Consider the following 13,722-nt stretch of genomic DNA (forward strand, 5'->3'; position numbering starts at 1 on the left):
GGTGAAAGCGTTGGCAGCAGTCCTGGTATTCGTGCTGGCTGCCTGTTCGACGGCGTGTTCCACCGGCAGCCGGGTGGACCTCGGCGACGAATCGGCGGGCAATCTCATCGCGGCCATCGCGGGGGAACCCGATCAACTCGACCCGCACCGCACCAGCGCCTACTTCTCGTTCGAGGTGTTGGAGAACGTGTTCGACACGCTGGTCGAGCCGGACGAGAACCTGCAGATGCGTCCCGCGCTGGCCCGGTCCTGGGATGTCAGCGACGACCAACTGGTCTGGACCTTTCACCTGCGCGACGGCGTCCGCTGGCACGACGGCACCCCGCTGACGGCCGACGACGTGGTGTATTCGTACCGGCGCATCATCGACGAGCAGCTGACCAACGTCGACAAATTCAGTGCCATCAGCGGTGTCACCGCGCTCGATCCCGCGACCGTCCGGATCACGGTCCGCCGGCCCACGCCGAATCTGCTGACCAATCTCGGCGGGTTCAAGGGCATGGCGATCGTGCAGCGGTCCAATGTCGAAAGCGGCCAGATCGCGACCCATCCGGTCGGCACCGGTCCGTTCTCGTTCGCCGGACGCCGCAGCGGTGACTCCATCACTCTGAAGGCCAACCCGCACTACTGGGGCGGCCCTCCCCCGATTTCAGGGGTGACGTTCCGGTTCATCTCCGAGCCGACGACGGCCTTGTCGGCGCTGCAGGCCGGCGAGGTCGACTGGACGGATTCGGTACCGCCACAGCGCGTCGCCCAGCTGCGTGACGACGATTCGCTGACACTGGCCGTCACACCGGGCAACGACTACTGGTACCTCGCACTCAACGAGGCCCGCGCACCGTGGAATGACCCGCGGGTGCGGCAGGCCATCGCGTACGGCATCGACCGCGACGCGATCGCCACGGCCACCAGTTATCGCACTGCCGAGACCAATCAACTGGCGATCCCGCAGGGCAGCCCGTGGTTCACCGATTACCACCGCTATCGCTACTCCGTCGAAGAAGCGCGAAAGCTCCTCACCGAAGCCGGCGCCGCACCGCACAACCTGGACATGCTGGTAACCAGTGAGTACCCCGAGACGGTGACGGCGGCCCAGATCATCGCCGACAACCTTGCACCCCTTGGCATCACGGTGAACATTCGCACCGTGGACTTCGCCACCTGGCTCGATGAACAGAACACCGGACACTTCGACATGTTGATGATGGGCTGGCTCGGAAATATCGACCCGGATGACTTCTACTACGCCCAGCACCACACGAACGGCACCAGCAATGCCCAGAAGTTCTCCGACCCCGAGGTCGACCACCTATTGGATGCCGGCCGCACCGAAACCGATGTCGCCAAACGAAAACACCTCTATGCCAAGGCCGCAACCCGGATCGCCGATGAGGCCAGCTACATCTACCTGTACAACCCGTCGGTGATCCAGGCCTGGGCCAACAACCTGTCGGGGTATCAGGTGCGCCGCGACGGCGCCGTCCGGTTCCGCACTGCCGACCTGGATCAAGGTGAAACCCGGTGAATCTGACAGCTTTCAACAAGGCCCGTGCCGACCACCCGATCGCTGAGTTCCTGGCCCGACGGCTGCTGTACTCGGCGGTGGTGCTCATCGGCGTGCTGATCGTGGTATTCGCCTTGGTCCATCTGGTGCCCGGCGATCCGGTCCGGATCGCGCTCGGCACCCGCTACACCCCGCAGGCCTACGACGCGCTGCGGGCCGCCAGCGGTATGGACCGGCCCATCGTCGAGCAGTTCTTCTCCTATCTCGGCTCGGCGCTGACCGGCGATCTCGGCGTCAGTTTCCGCAACGGTGACCCGGTCTCGCTGACCCTGCTCGACCGGCTGCCGGCCACGTTGTCCCTCGGCGTGGTCGGGATCCTCATCGCGTTGGTGATCGCGCTGCCCGCCGGGATCTTCTCGGCGCTGCGGGAAGGTCGGCTCAGCGACGGAATCGTGCGGGTCGCCAGCCAATTCGGCGTGTCGGTCCCGGATTTCTGGTTGGGCATCCTGCTGATCGGCCTCTTCGCCTCGACGCTGGGCTGGTTGCCCACCTCGGGATACCGCCCGCTGCTTGCGGATCCGGGCGGCTGGCTGCGCCACATCATCCTGCCCGGACTGACCGTGGGCCTGGTGGCCGGCGCGATCATGACCCGGTATGTGCGCTCGGCGGTGCTGGAGGTCGCGGCCATGGGCTATGTCCGAACCGCACGGTCGAAGGGTTTGCCCCCGCCGGTGGTCACGTTCCGTCACATCGTGCGCAACGCGCTGCTGCCGGTGTTGACCATCACCGGAATCCAGTTGGCCACGATCCTGGGTGGGGTGATCGTGGTCGAAGTGGTGTTCGCCTGGCCGGGTTTGGGTCGACTGGTGTTCAATTCGGTTGCCGCCCGGGATTATCCGGTGATCCAGGGGGCGGTCCTGTTGATCGCGGTGCTGTTCCTGTTGATCAACCTGCTGGTGGATGTGCTGTATGCGATCGTCGACCCGAGGATCCGGCTGTCATGACAGAAACTCGGGATTCCCGCGTCGCCTCGTGGCGACTGTTGCTGTCCAATCCGGTGACGGCGATCAGCGCCGCGGTACTGCTCGCCGTGCTGATCGTCGCCGTCGCCGCCTCGTGGATCGCGCCGTACGGGATCAACGACATCGACGTGCCCAGCGCGTTGCAGGGCCCCGGCACCGCACACTGGTTCGGCACCGATGAACTCGGCCGCGACGTGTTCTCGCGGGTACTGGTGGCGATCGCGGCGTCGCTTCGGGTGGCGGTGGTCTCGGTGACGCTGGCCGCGGTGATCGGCGTGCTGATCGGTGTCCTCGCCGGTTACCGCGGGGGCTGGATCGACACCGTGGTCATGCGCATCGTCGATGTGATGTTCGCGTTTCCGGTGTTGCTGCTCGCCCTGGCGATCGTGGCGGTTCTCGGCCCCGGCATCACCACCACCATGCTGGCCATCGGGATCGTCTACATTCCGATCTTCGCCCGCGTGGCCCGGGCGTCGGCGCTGGGTGTGCGGGTGGAACCGTTTGTCGCGGTGTCGAGGAGTATGGGTACCGGAGACGGCTACATCCTGATTCGGCACATCCTGCCGAATATCGCCGGGCCGTTGATCGTTCAACTGTCGTTGTCGCTGGCGTTCGCAATCCTGGCCGAGGCCGCACTGTCGTTCCTGGGGTTGGGTATCCAGCCACCGCAGCCCTCGCTGGGCCGGATGATCTTCGACGCCCAGGGATTCGTCACCCTGGCCTGGTGGATGGCGGTGTTCCCGGGTGCGGCGATCTTCGTGATGGTGTTGGCGTTCAACCTGTTCGGTGATGGTCTCCGAGATGTCCTCGACCCCAAGCAACGAACGTCCATCGAGGCGAGAAGGGCGGGTCGACAGTGACTTCACCGACCTCACCGGTACTGGAAGTCAGCGACCTCCGGGTCGCGATCGGCCGCCGCGAGATCGTGCGGGGTGTGTCGTTCGACGTGCACCGTGAGCAGACCGTCGGCATCGTCGGAGAATCCGGGTCCGGCAAGTCGATGACGGTGCTGGCTGCCACCGGTCTGTTGGACGCACCGGGCGCGGTGGTCGCCGGGAGCAGCACGCTGACCGGTGGCACCCAATTGGTCGGGGCGTCGGCCCGGGCCCTGCGGGCGGTGCACGGAAGCCGGATCGGGTTCGTCTTCCAGGATCCCGGAACGTCGCTGAACCCCCTGCTGACACTGGCACGTCAGATCACCGAAACCCTTGAGACACATCGCAATATGACCCGCCGTCAGTCCCGTGTCCGCGCCGGCGAGCTGCTTGATGCCGTCGGACTCCCCCACGACCGGCTCGATGCCTACCCGCATCAGCTGTCCGGCGGGCAACGACAGCGGGTGATGATCGCGATCGCGCTGGCCTGCGATCCGGAACTGCTCATCGCTGACGAACCCACCACCGCCCTCGATGTGACCACCCAGGCCCAGATCATCGAGCTGGTGGCGGACCTGCAGCGGGATTTCGGCACCGCGGTGGTGTGGATCAGCCACGACCTCGGGGTGATCGGTCAGGTGGCCGATGAGGTGACGGTGCTGCGTGACGGCGAAGCTGTCGAGCAGGCGCCGATCCTCGATGTCTTCGATCATCCGCAGCACGCCTACACCCGTGAGTTGCTGGCGGCCCGCCCCCTGGTGGACGGCCCCGGCCCCGAACCGGCTGACGTCGATACACCGGTTCTGTTGCAGACCAAGGGACTTGAGGTGCGCTACGGCGCGGTGCAGGCGGTCAAGGACGTGTCTTTCGAGATCCGACGGGCGACGACGCTGGGCATCGTGGGCGAATCAGGGTCGGGCAAGTCGACGGTGGCAGCCGCCCTGACCGGACTGGCGGCACCGTCGGCGGGCACGGCGACGCTGGCCGGCGACGACGTCTTCGCCGGCGGGCGTGAGTTGCGCCGACGGATCAGCCTGGTCTTCCAGGACCCGTTCGCCTCACTCGATCCACGGGCCCGGGTGAGCTCGGCGATCGGTGAGCCGCTGCGGGTGCACCGGTTGGCGGCAGGACGGCGTGCCCGCGCCGCGCGGGTGGCAGAACTCCTCGAACTCGTTGGATTACCAACGGATTTCGCATCTCGGTATCCGCACGAGCTCTCCGGTGGTCAGCGGCAGCGGGTCAGTATCGCCCGTGCGCTGGCCACCGAGCCGGATCTGTTGATCCTCGACGAGTCCACCGCATCGCTGGATGTGTCGGTGCAGTCACGGGTGCTCGACCTGCTGTCCGAGCTGCAGCGTGAGCTGGGTCTGACCTATCTGTTCATCGCGCACGACCTGGCGGTGGTGCACCGCATGTGCCACGACGTGCTGGTGATGCGGGCCGGCGAGGTGGTCGAATACGGCCCGGCCGCCGAGTTGTTCAGGGCGCCGCAGCACTCCTACACCCGGACCCTGCTGGCCGCGGTTCCGCCGGCCAGGCCGCGTGAGAAGGTGTGAGCCATGACTGCTCTGGATGGAAAGGTCGCGCTCGTCACCGGTGCCTCATCGGGACTCGGCGCGGCAGTGGCCCAGTTGTTCGCCGCGCGCGGCGCGAAGGTGTTCGGGGTGGCCCGCGACGCCGAACGGATGGCCACGGTGTTCGAGGATGTGTCCGGAGGCGCGTACGCCTCGGTGGACATCTCCTCCTCGGAAGCCTGCCGGGACGCGGTGGCCCAGTGCGTCGAGAAGTTCGGCCGTCTCGACGCCCTGATCAACGTCGCGGGATTCCACCAGATGCGCCACACGGTGTCGGTGACCGACGAGGACTGGGACAAGGATCTCGCGGTGAACCTGAACGGCCCGTTCTTCCTGAGCCGGGCGGCACTTCCGCATCTGCTGGAGGCCGGCGGCAACATCGTCAACGTCGCGTCGATCGCGGGCATCGAGGGTGAGGTGTACTCGGCGGGGTACTGCGCCGCCAAGCACGGTCTCGTCGGACTCACCCGCGCCCTGGCCATCGAGTTCACCTCGGAGCGCCTCCGCGTCAACGCGGTGTGCCCGGGCGGCATGCTCACTCCACAGACCACCGAGTTCGCCGCCCCGGAGGACGCCGACTGGAATCTCATCATGAGGATCGCTGCGCCCCGCGGAATGATGGACGTGGCCGATGTCGCCAAGACCATCGCGTTCCTGGCCAGTGACGACGCGGCCGCCGTGCACGGTGCGGTCTACATCGTCGACGCGGGCAAGACAGCGGGATGAGCAGGTAAGGCTCCTAGCCTCCCGGCACCACCAGGACCGGCCGGTACGTGCGCTGCAGCGTCGCTGCAGCCACGCTGCCCAACAGCACCTTCTTCAGCGCGGACCGTCCGCGCGAGCCCACCACCACGACGCTTGCCCGTTGGTCTTCGGCAAAGGCCACGAGCGCATCGGCGGTGGCGCCGGCGCCTGATCCGCGGAACCTGGGCACGCGGTGCCCGGGTTGGGCGGTAGCCACGTCGACCGCGCCACCGTCGTCCACCCCGACCGAGACCACCTCGCGGTCGGGGAACAGCGCGCCGGCGGTGGCCAGCGCCCGGTCGGAACCCTTCGAACCGTCGACTCCCACCACGACCGGCCCGTCGGCCACCGCCTCATATTCGGCCGAGATCATGTTCTGCGACACCACGAGCACCGCGCGGGGTGCGTGGTGGACCACCAGATCCGAGACGCTGCCCAGCTTCGAGTCGCTCGCGCCTGCGCCGCGGGCACCGACGATCAGCACGTCGGGCTCGAGCTGTTCGGCCACCTGCGCCAGCCCGAGGCCCTCTCCCGCCCAGGTCCGCTTGACCAACGCCTCGGGATTCCAGCCGGCGGCCCGGGCGAGGATCACGCCGGTGTCGACCAGTCGCGCAGCCTCACCCTCGCTTTCACTGTCGACGAGATCGATCAGCTCGTCGACATTGCGTGCCGAGTGCCGCAGCCGGGCCCGCAGTCCCTTGCTGCCGAACGGTGGCGTGCACAGATAGACGACCACCGCATCGGCTGCCGGGAACAGCGCAGCACCGCAGTTGATCGCCGAGTTGGCCACCAGCGACCCGTCATACCCGAGCACTACCTTCATGTGGGTCCCCTTGCTCCGTTCGTGCGGTCCGGTTCGTGCCTCCGATCCCAGACTAGAGGGCGGTGGGAGTACCCATCGGGTTTGCACACCGACCGAAAAGCAGGTAGCCGACTACGCTATCGGCCGCTCTGGTTACGCGCGCAAGCTCAGCTCATGGATGCCACCGTGAACGGCCTGGCCCACCTCAGGGCGCCCGTCGCTGTCGCCTCCGACGTCACCCCCCGCGACGCCGGGGCCGAACTTCGGGATCAGACCTTCAAGCGCTGGGTGCTCAGTGCGGCCGTGGTCGGCGCCGGTGGCGGCGGGATAGTCGGCGCCTTCCTGGCCTTCGCTGCTCCCATCGTGTTGAGCCCGGCCGACACCCAACACCTGCTGATGCGCGGCGGCACCGTGCTGGTCGTATTCCTGGCCGTCGCGGTCCCGGTGATGATGCGGGTCCGGCGCCACCGGTTCGCCGCAGGCACCGCCTGGCTCAGTGAGGGCCGTGCGCCCACCCCGAAGGAGCAGCGGATGACACTGGGTGCCTCCGGGGAGGCGGTGCGGTTGTCGGCGGCGGTGTGGGGTGTCGGCGCGGTGATCTTCGGGTCGCTGGCGCTCAGTCAGCAGGTGTCCACCGCGGTGTACATCTTCAGTGTCGTGGCGCTGGGCGGTATCTCGACGAGCGCGGTCTGGTATCTGATCGTCGAGCGGGTCATGCGGCCGGTGTCGGCTCGTGCCCTCGACGGCGCCACCCCGGACCGACGGTTCGGCCCCACAATCGGGCGCAGGCTGATGATGGCCTGGCTGCTGGCGACCGGGGTTCCGTTGTTCGGCGTAGCGGTGTTGGCGGTGGGCTATCTGGCCGACGTCGGTTTTCGTGCTCAACGCACCTTCGCGGCGATCCTGATCCTGGTGGCAGTGGCGATCGTGGTCGGGCTGTTCGCGATCCTGATCGCCATCCGGTCGGTCACCGAGCGGGTCACCGCGCTGCGCCGGGCTCTGGCCCAGGTGCAGGCCGGTGATTTCGGTGCGCGGGTCGAGGTCGACGACGCCAGCGAGATCGGGCGCCTGCAAGCCGGTTTCAACACGATGACGGCGGGCCTGGCCGAACGCGAGCGCATCCGTCATACCTTCGGCACCTATGTGGATCGCGATGTGGCCGAACACATTCTGTGCGCCGCCGGATCGGTGGAAGCCCAGGAGGTGGACGTCACGCTGATGTTCGTCGACGTCCGAGGATTTACCACGCTTGCCGAGCAGTTGCAGCCCACCGAGGTGGTCACGACGCTCAACCGGCTGTTCGAGCGAATCGTCCCGATCGTGCACGATCACGGCGGCCACGTGGACAAGTACGCGGGCGACGGACTGATGGCCGTCTTCGGCGCGCCCCGGCACCAGGACCGGCACGCTGACGACGCCCTGGGTGCGGCGCTGCAGATCGCCGCCGCCGTGCACGACGAGTTCAGCGGCACGCTGTCGGTGGGCGTGGGACTGAACTCCGGGCCGGTGGTGGCCGGAAATGTCGGTGGCGCAGGGCGTTTGGAGTTCTCCGTGATCGGCGACGCGGTGAACATCGCCTCCCGGGTGGAGACCGCGACCCGCCAGACCGGTGACACCGTGCTGCTCACCGGGGCCACGTTGAGTCAACTCACCAGGGACCAAGGTCATTTCGAGGCCCGCCCCGGGTTGGCGCTCAAGGGCAAGACCAACCCGGTGGCCGTGTACGCCCCGGCGTGTCAGCGCTCGCCGTACTCCAGGGGCGGCTCTGACGAATCGACGTGGCCGTAGCTGCTGATGGTGAGCCCGTCGGGCCCGACCTCGTAGCGGGCACCGTCAGCGGGATTGGTTGCCACGAAACCGTTTCCGGAGCGCTCGGCCGTAGGGATCTGGAGATTGGCGCCGTCACTGAGCCGCTCACCGCGGTAGGAGAAGGAATCGGGACCGCTCTGGCAGATGACCGCCAGTGACGACGCGGTCCGGATCACGGCGGCCGGGGTGGTCCCCTCGACGCAGCGCGCGGTGTGATCGATGAAGCCCTGCTCGTCGGTGCCGCTGACGTCGGCTGTCGCCGAGCCGGCCTTCGTGGTGGTCGTCGTCGGCGACTCGGACGTGGTGTTCGGTGGGGTCGGCGCGGTCAGCGTCTCGTGCGTCGAGGAGCTGTCGCCGCCGCCGGCAAGCACTGCGGCCAGCACCGCGGCGATCCCGAACAACCCCACAGACGCCACGATCAAGCTCAGCTGAGTCCGGCTGAACCGCGGCTTGCGGGCCGGAGCCTGCGGCGCTTGCGGTGCGGGCGGCGCCGGCGGGTACGGCGTGAAGCCGGTGTGATCCGGGTTCGGGTAGATCGACGAGAACTCCCGTGTGCCCGGCGGGTGCGACTGTGTCGCTGCCGGAGATGGCGGTGTCGGTGACGGTAGCGGTGGTGGCGCGGGAGCCGGAGCGGGCGGTACCGGTGGCGGAGGTGCCGTCGAGGGACCGGACGTCGTGGCAACTCGGGCAGCCTTGGCCAGTTCGCCGGCACTGGAATAGCGGTCGACAGCGTCCTTGGCCATGCCTTTGGCGACGATTTCGTCGAATGCCCGCGGGATGCCGCGACGCATGATGCTGGGTCGGGGCGCCGGGGAGAACATGTGGGCGCTCATCAGCTGGCGCAGATCACCGGCCTCGTACGGCGGCCGGCCGATCATCATCTCGTAGAGCAGGCAGGTCAGCGCATAAACATCGGCGGCCGGTCCGACCGGGCCTCCGGAGAACCTCTCGGGCGCCATGTAGGCGCTCGACCCGATCAGCACGCCCGTCATGGTGACGCTGGCCTCACCCCCGACGTGGGCGATGCCGAAATCCACCAGATAGGCGAAGTCGTCCGGGGTGAGCAGTACGTTCTCCGGCTTGATGTCGCGGTGCACCAGGCCGTCGGCGTGCGCGGCGTCCAGCGCGGCAGCCACCTGGGTGACGATGGCAGTGGCCCGTTCCGGGGTGAGCGGGCCGCCCGACCGCAGCAGTTCCTTGACGCTGGCGCCCTCGACCAGGCGCATGTCGATGTACAGGACGCCGTCGATCTCGCCGAAATCGTGTACCGGGATGACGTGGGGTTCCTGCAGCCGGGCCGCCACGCGGGACTCACGCCGGAACCGCTCCTGAAAGCTCGCGTCGGCGGCGATCTCGGTGCGCAGCAGCTTGACCGCCACCATGCGTTCCTTGACCGTGTCGTAGGCGCGGTACACCTCACCCATGCCACCGACACCGATCAGCGATTTCAGCTCGTAGGGTCCGAACCGGGTGCCGAGGCGCGAGGCACCAGGGGGCGGGGTCATTGCGCGATCCTTTCCGGTTGCACCATGCCCCTCGGAGTGGGGCGGGCAGCGGTCGTCTCGGTGACGAGGATAGTTCGACCGCGGCCCGGCCCGCCGCCAGCGGTGTCCGGACGCGTCAGCCGAACGACGAGTGCGGGGCCCCCATACCCGGGTCGATCTTCACCGGTCCCGAAGCCGACGGCGCGACCGGGAAATCGAAGATGGCAGTCGGGATGTACACCGTCGCACAGGCATTCGGGATATCGACGACACCGGACAGCCGCCCCTCAATGGGTGCTGCACCCAACAGCAGGTACGCCTGCTCGGGGCTGTAACCGAATTTCGTCAGATATTCGATCGCGTGCAGGCAGGCCCGCTGATAGGACAGGTGCGAGTCCAGGTAGCGCTGCTCACCGTCGAGGGTGACCGAGGTGCCGGAGAACGCGATCCATTCGGAGTACTGCGGATCGGTGTTACCCGGCATGAATATGGCGTTCTCGCTCACCCCGTAGGTCTCCATGCCGCCGGGGATCACGTCGACGCGCAGGTCGATGAAGCCGCCCATCTCGATGGCACCGCAGAAGGTGATCTCGCCGTCGCCCTGCGAGAAATGCAGGTCACCCACCGAGAGGTTCGCCCCGTCGACGTACACCGGATAGAACACCCGGCTGCCCTTGGTGAGGTTTTTGATGTCCTGGTTGCCGCCGTTCTCGCGCGGCGGTGCGGTGCGGGCAGCCTCGGCGGCTGCTTTGGTGAAGGCGTCCCCGGTCAGCCCGCCCAGAATCGCGTCGCGCGGTTCCGGCGGCAGGGCGAGCGGCGGCACCCGGTCGGGGTCCGTCGCGATCAGTGCGGCCTCGCGGGTGTTCCACTTGCCGAGCAGCCCGGTCGAGGGCGCGGTACCCATCAACCCGGGATGCACGATGCCGGTGAACTCCACGTGCGGCACGTGGCGTGACGTGGCCTTCTGGCCGGAGAAGTCCCAGATCGCCTTATAGGCGTCCGGGAACTGATCGGTCAGGAACCCGCCACCGTTGAGCTTGGGAAAGATACCCGTGTAGCCCCAGCCCTGGCCGGCCAGCGGCCCGGAGTCCTCCTGCGGGATCGGACCGACATCGAGGATGTCGACGATCAGCAGGTCGCCGGGCTTGGCGCCCTCGACCGCGATCGGGCCGGAGAGCACATGCACCGTGGTCAGCGGGGCGTTGAGGATGTCGTCGGCCGAATCGTCGTTGACGATCGCGCCGTCGAACCACTCGCGACAGTGAACCCGGAAAGAGTCGCCCTGTTTGACCGTCACCGCGGCCGGGATGTCCGGGTGCCACCGGTTGTGGCCCAGCTTCTCCTGATCGGTGAACTTCTTGGTCGAGTCGAGCGGGAATACGACTTCAGGCATTGATCCTCCTTCGAAGACTTCAGGGACGGGGCAACTTCTGGTGGAGCGGGTTGGTGGTCACTGACTGTCGCCGACCGGCCGGTGGCGATCCGGTCACCACCGCCGGACGATCGGCCGTGGAGCGGGTTGCGTCCTGAAGCGCCATGGCGCTCGAGCCACCGCGGCCCAGGTTCGGCGCGGCGATGGTCCGGCGCGCAGGGCCCCGGCAGTTCGGGCAGTCGATCGCGTCCGGACGGGCACTCATCGAGTACATCTTCTTGGTCACGCCGCAACCGGACGCACACCGAAATTCGTAGAGAACCAACAGGTTTCCTTAACGTTGCCGGGACCTGCTCTGTCGACAAACGTCACACTACCGACGAACGCCGGTATTGGCGCGCCACTTTGGCAATAGAGCCCCAAAGTTTGGACCTTTTAACGTTCGCGGCGGACTTGTCCGACTTCCGGTGTTGCGTGGCGGCCGGACCCATCCGCTGCGGTAGCTTCACGCAGACACGTCTGGTAATCCGGACGGCACATCAGGAGGGCCCCGGTGAATGAACTGAAACCGTTCTCGCCCTCGATCGACTGGAGCAACGAGCTACTGCACTCGCTGTGGTGGCTGGTCCAGGCCTGGACCATCACCGCGGTCTGCACCCTGGCGGTACTGACCCTGCTCGCCCGGTTCACCACCTGGGGGCGGCAGTTCTGGACCGTCACCGGCGCCTACTTCACCGGACGCCACAGCATCAAGCCCTGGCTGATCCTGGCCGCGATGTTGCTGTCGGTGATCATCGGCGTGCGTCTGTCGGTGCTGTTCAGCTATCAGGGCAACGACCTGTTCACCTCGGCCCAGGTCGCCGTCGAAGGTTTGGCCACCGGCAACGACGAGGTCAGGGACTCCGGGATCCGCGGCTTCTGGGTCGCGCTGGCGACGTTCATGGGGCTGGCCGCGATTCTGGTCACGCGGGTTCTGATCGACCTCTTCATGACGCAGCGCTTCATGCTGGCCTGGCGTGCGTGGCTGACCGACCGGCTCACCGGCGACTGGCTCGACGGCCGCGCCTACTACCGGTCCCGGTTCATCGACCAGACCATCGACAACCCGGATCAGCGCATCCAGTCCGACATCGACGTATTCACCGCGTTGTCCGGCCCGCAGCCCAACACCCCGCACCAGACCAGCAACGGCACACTGCCGTTCGGCGCCATCTCGTCGATTGTCTCGGTCATCTCGTTCACCTCGATCCTGTGGAACCTCTCCGGTGACCTCTCGTTGTTCGGGGTCGAGATTCCGCGGGCGATGTTCTGGTCGGTGTTCGTCTATGTCGCGTTCGCCACCGTGGTCGCCTTCGCCCTCGGCCGCCCGCTGATCCGGCTGTCGTTCAACAACGAGAAGTTCAATGCCGCATTCCGTTACGCGCTGGTGCGCCTGCGCGACGCGGCCGAATCGGTGGCGCTGTACCGCGGGGAGAGGGCCGAGCGGTCACAACTGCGCGAACGCTTCGCGGCCGTCGTCACCAACTACAAGCACTTCATCAACCGGACCATGGCCTTCACCGGGTGGAACCTGTCGATGAACCACATCATCATTCCGCTGCCGTGGATGCTGCAGGCTCCGCGATTGTTCACCGGCCAGATCCAGCTCGGCACGGTCAACCAGTCGGTGGCCGCGTTCGGCGCCATCCAGGACGCGTTGTCGTTCTTCCGCAATTCCTATGACACCTTCGCGGGTTACCGCGCGTCGATCATCCGCCTGCACGGGTTGGTCACCGCCGACAAGCAGAGCCGCGAGTTGCCCAAACTGGATGTCGCGGGGCTCGCCACCGATACCGACAGCCTGGTCGAGCTGGACGACGTCGAGGTGCGCAACCCGGCGGGCGAGCAGTTGATCGACGATCTGAACCTGTCGCTGGCTGCCGGCGAGGCGATGATCATCACCGGCAAGTCGGGCACCGGCAAGACCACACTGCTGCGCAGCATCGCCCAGCTGTGGCCGTACGCCTCCGGGGCGGTGCGGTGTCCTCAGGGTGACAACGAGACGCTGTATCTGTCGCAGGTGCCCTACATCCCGCTGGGTGATCTGCGGACCGTGGTGTCCTATCCGCAGCAACCCGGGGCGCTGCCCGATTCGGCGCTGCGCGATGCCCTGCTCGCGGTCGCGCTGCCGCGCTACGTCGACCGGCTCGACGAGGACGCCGACTGGGCCAAGGTGCTCTCCCCCGGCGAACAGCAACGGGTCGCATTCGCCCGGGTGCTGCTGACCAAACCCAAGGTGGCGTTCCTCGACGAGGCGACCTCGGCGCTCGACGAGCCGCTGGAGTTCATGATCTACAGCCTGGTCCGCCGCGAACTACCCGACACCGTGCTGGTCAGCGTCACCCACCGCTCCACGGTCCACCGCCACCACAACACCCACCTGGAACTGCTCGGCGAGGGAAGGTGGCGGCTGGGCCCAGTCGACGAGGCCGAACCGGTCGGCGTATAGCGCCTGGTGACGAAAGCTGGCCGCCTGTCGCCGTAGCGCGTCTGGTAA

11 protein-coding genes are annotated in these 13,722 nt (G+C 67.1%); 7 read left to right on the plus strand and 4 right to left on the minus strand.

Going from position 1 to position 13,722, the window contains the following annotated elements; all coding sequences use genetic code 11:
- Nucleotide 1: 1 nt before the first annotated feature.
- Genes AB0876_RS24930 through AB0876_RS24950 form a run of 5 tightly spaced genes read left to right on the plus strand, consistent with a single transcriptional unit; the run spans nucleotide 2 to nucleotide 5,701 of the window.
- Complete coding sequence (locus AB0876_RS24930) at nucleotides 2-1,525, plus strand: ABC transporter substrate-binding protein (protein ID WP_526043284.1); 1,524 nt, start codon at nucleotides 2-4, stop codon at nucleotides 1,523-1,525.
- Nucleotides 1,522-2,508 carry an ABC transporter permease gene (locus AB0876_RS24935; RefSeq protein WP_526043189.1) on the plus strand — a complete coding sequence of 329 codons (987 nt, stop codon included), beginning with the start codon at nucleotides 1,522-1,524 and terminating at the stop codon, nucleotides 2,506-2,508. The genes AB0876_RS24930 and AB0876_RS24935 overlap by 4 nt, the downstream gene beginning before the upstream one ends.
- Entirely contained in the window at nucleotides 2,505-3,386 is an 882-nt protein-coding gene (locus AB0876_RS24940) for an ABC transporter permease (RefSeq protein WP_526043190.1), read from the plus strand. The genes AB0876_RS24935 and AB0876_RS24940 overlap by 4 nt, the downstream gene beginning before the upstream one ends.
- Nucleotides 3,383-4,957, plus strand: coding sequence for a dipeptide ABC transporter ATP-binding protein (locus AB0876_RS24945; RefSeq protein WP_526043191.1), 1,575 nt, complete (start codon nucleotides 3,383-3,385; stop codon nucleotides 4,955-4,957). The genes AB0876_RS24940 and AB0876_RS24945 overlap by 4 nt, the downstream gene beginning before the upstream one ends.
- Before the next feature lie 3 nt (nucleotides 4,958-4,960).
- On the plus strand, nucleotides 4,961-5,701 hold the full coding sequence (locus AB0876_RS24950; protein WP_526043192.1) for an SDR family NAD(P)-dependent oxidoreductase: 741 nt from the start codon (nucleotides 4,961-4,963) through the stop codon (nucleotides 5,699-5,701).
- Between the two features lie 13 nt (nucleotides 5,702-5,714).
- Here AB0876_RS24950 and AB0876_RS24955 read toward each other — a convergent pair whose 3' ends face one another.
- On the minus strand, nucleotides 5,715-6,542 hold the full coding sequence (locus AB0876_RS24955; protein WP_526043193.1) for a universal stress protein: 828 nt from the start codon (nucleotides 6,540-6,542) through the stop codon (nucleotides 5,715-5,717).
- Between the two features lie 153 nt (nucleotides 6,543-6,695).
- Between AB0876_RS24955 and AB0876_RS24960 the strand changes: the two genes are divergently transcribed.
- On the plus strand, nucleotides 6,696-8,309 hold the full coding sequence (locus AB0876_RS24960; RefSeq protein WP_526043194.1) for an adenylate/guanylate cyclase domain-containing protein: 1,614 nt from the start codon (nucleotides 6,696-6,698) through the stop codon (nucleotides 8,307-8,309).
- Here AB0876_RS24960 and AB0876_RS24965 read toward each other — a convergent pair.
- The 3 genes from AB0876_RS24965 to AB0876_RS24975 form a co-directional block, all read right to left on the minus strand.
- The gene (locus AB0876_RS24965; protein WP_526043195.1) at nucleotides 8,258-9,835 is read right to left on the minus strand and encodes a serine/threonine-protein kinase; all 1,578 of its coding nucleotides are present in this window, start codon (nucleotides 9,833-9,835) and stop codon (nucleotides 8,258-8,260) included. The genes AB0876_RS24960 and AB0876_RS24965 overlap by 52 nt on opposite strands.
- 115 nt (nucleotides 9,836-9,950) lie before the next feature.
- Nucleotides 9,951-11,207, minus strand: a complete 1,257-nt coding sequence (gene fmdA / locus AB0876_RS24970; protein WP_055115280.1) for a formamidase — start codon at nucleotides 11,205-11,207, stop codon at nucleotides 9,951-9,953.
- A gap of 19 nt (nucleotides 11,208-11,226) precedes the next feature.
- Complete coding sequence (locus AB0876_RS24975; RefSeq protein WP_526043196.1) at nucleotides 11,227-11,472, minus strand: zinc ribbon domain-containing protein; 246 nt, start codon at nucleotides 11,470-11,472, stop codon at nucleotides 11,227-11,229.
- A gap of 267 nt (nucleotides 11,473-11,739) precedes the next feature.
- Here AB0876_RS24975 and AB0876_RS24980 point away from each other — a divergent pair, with 267 nt between their 5' ends.
- On the plus strand, nucleotides 11,740-13,674 hold the full coding sequence (locus tag AB0876_RS24980) for an ABC transporter ATP-binding protein/permease (RefSeq protein WP_526043197.1): 1,935 nt from the start codon (nucleotides 11,740-11,742) through the stop codon (nucleotides 13,672-13,674).
- Nucleotides 13,675-13,722: the final 48 nt, after the last annotated feature.

This window comes from Mycobacterium sp. NPDC049093 (assembly GCF_040704635.1).
GTDB lineage: Bacteria > Actinomycetota > Actinomycetes > Mycobacteriales > Mycobacteriaceae > Mycobacterium.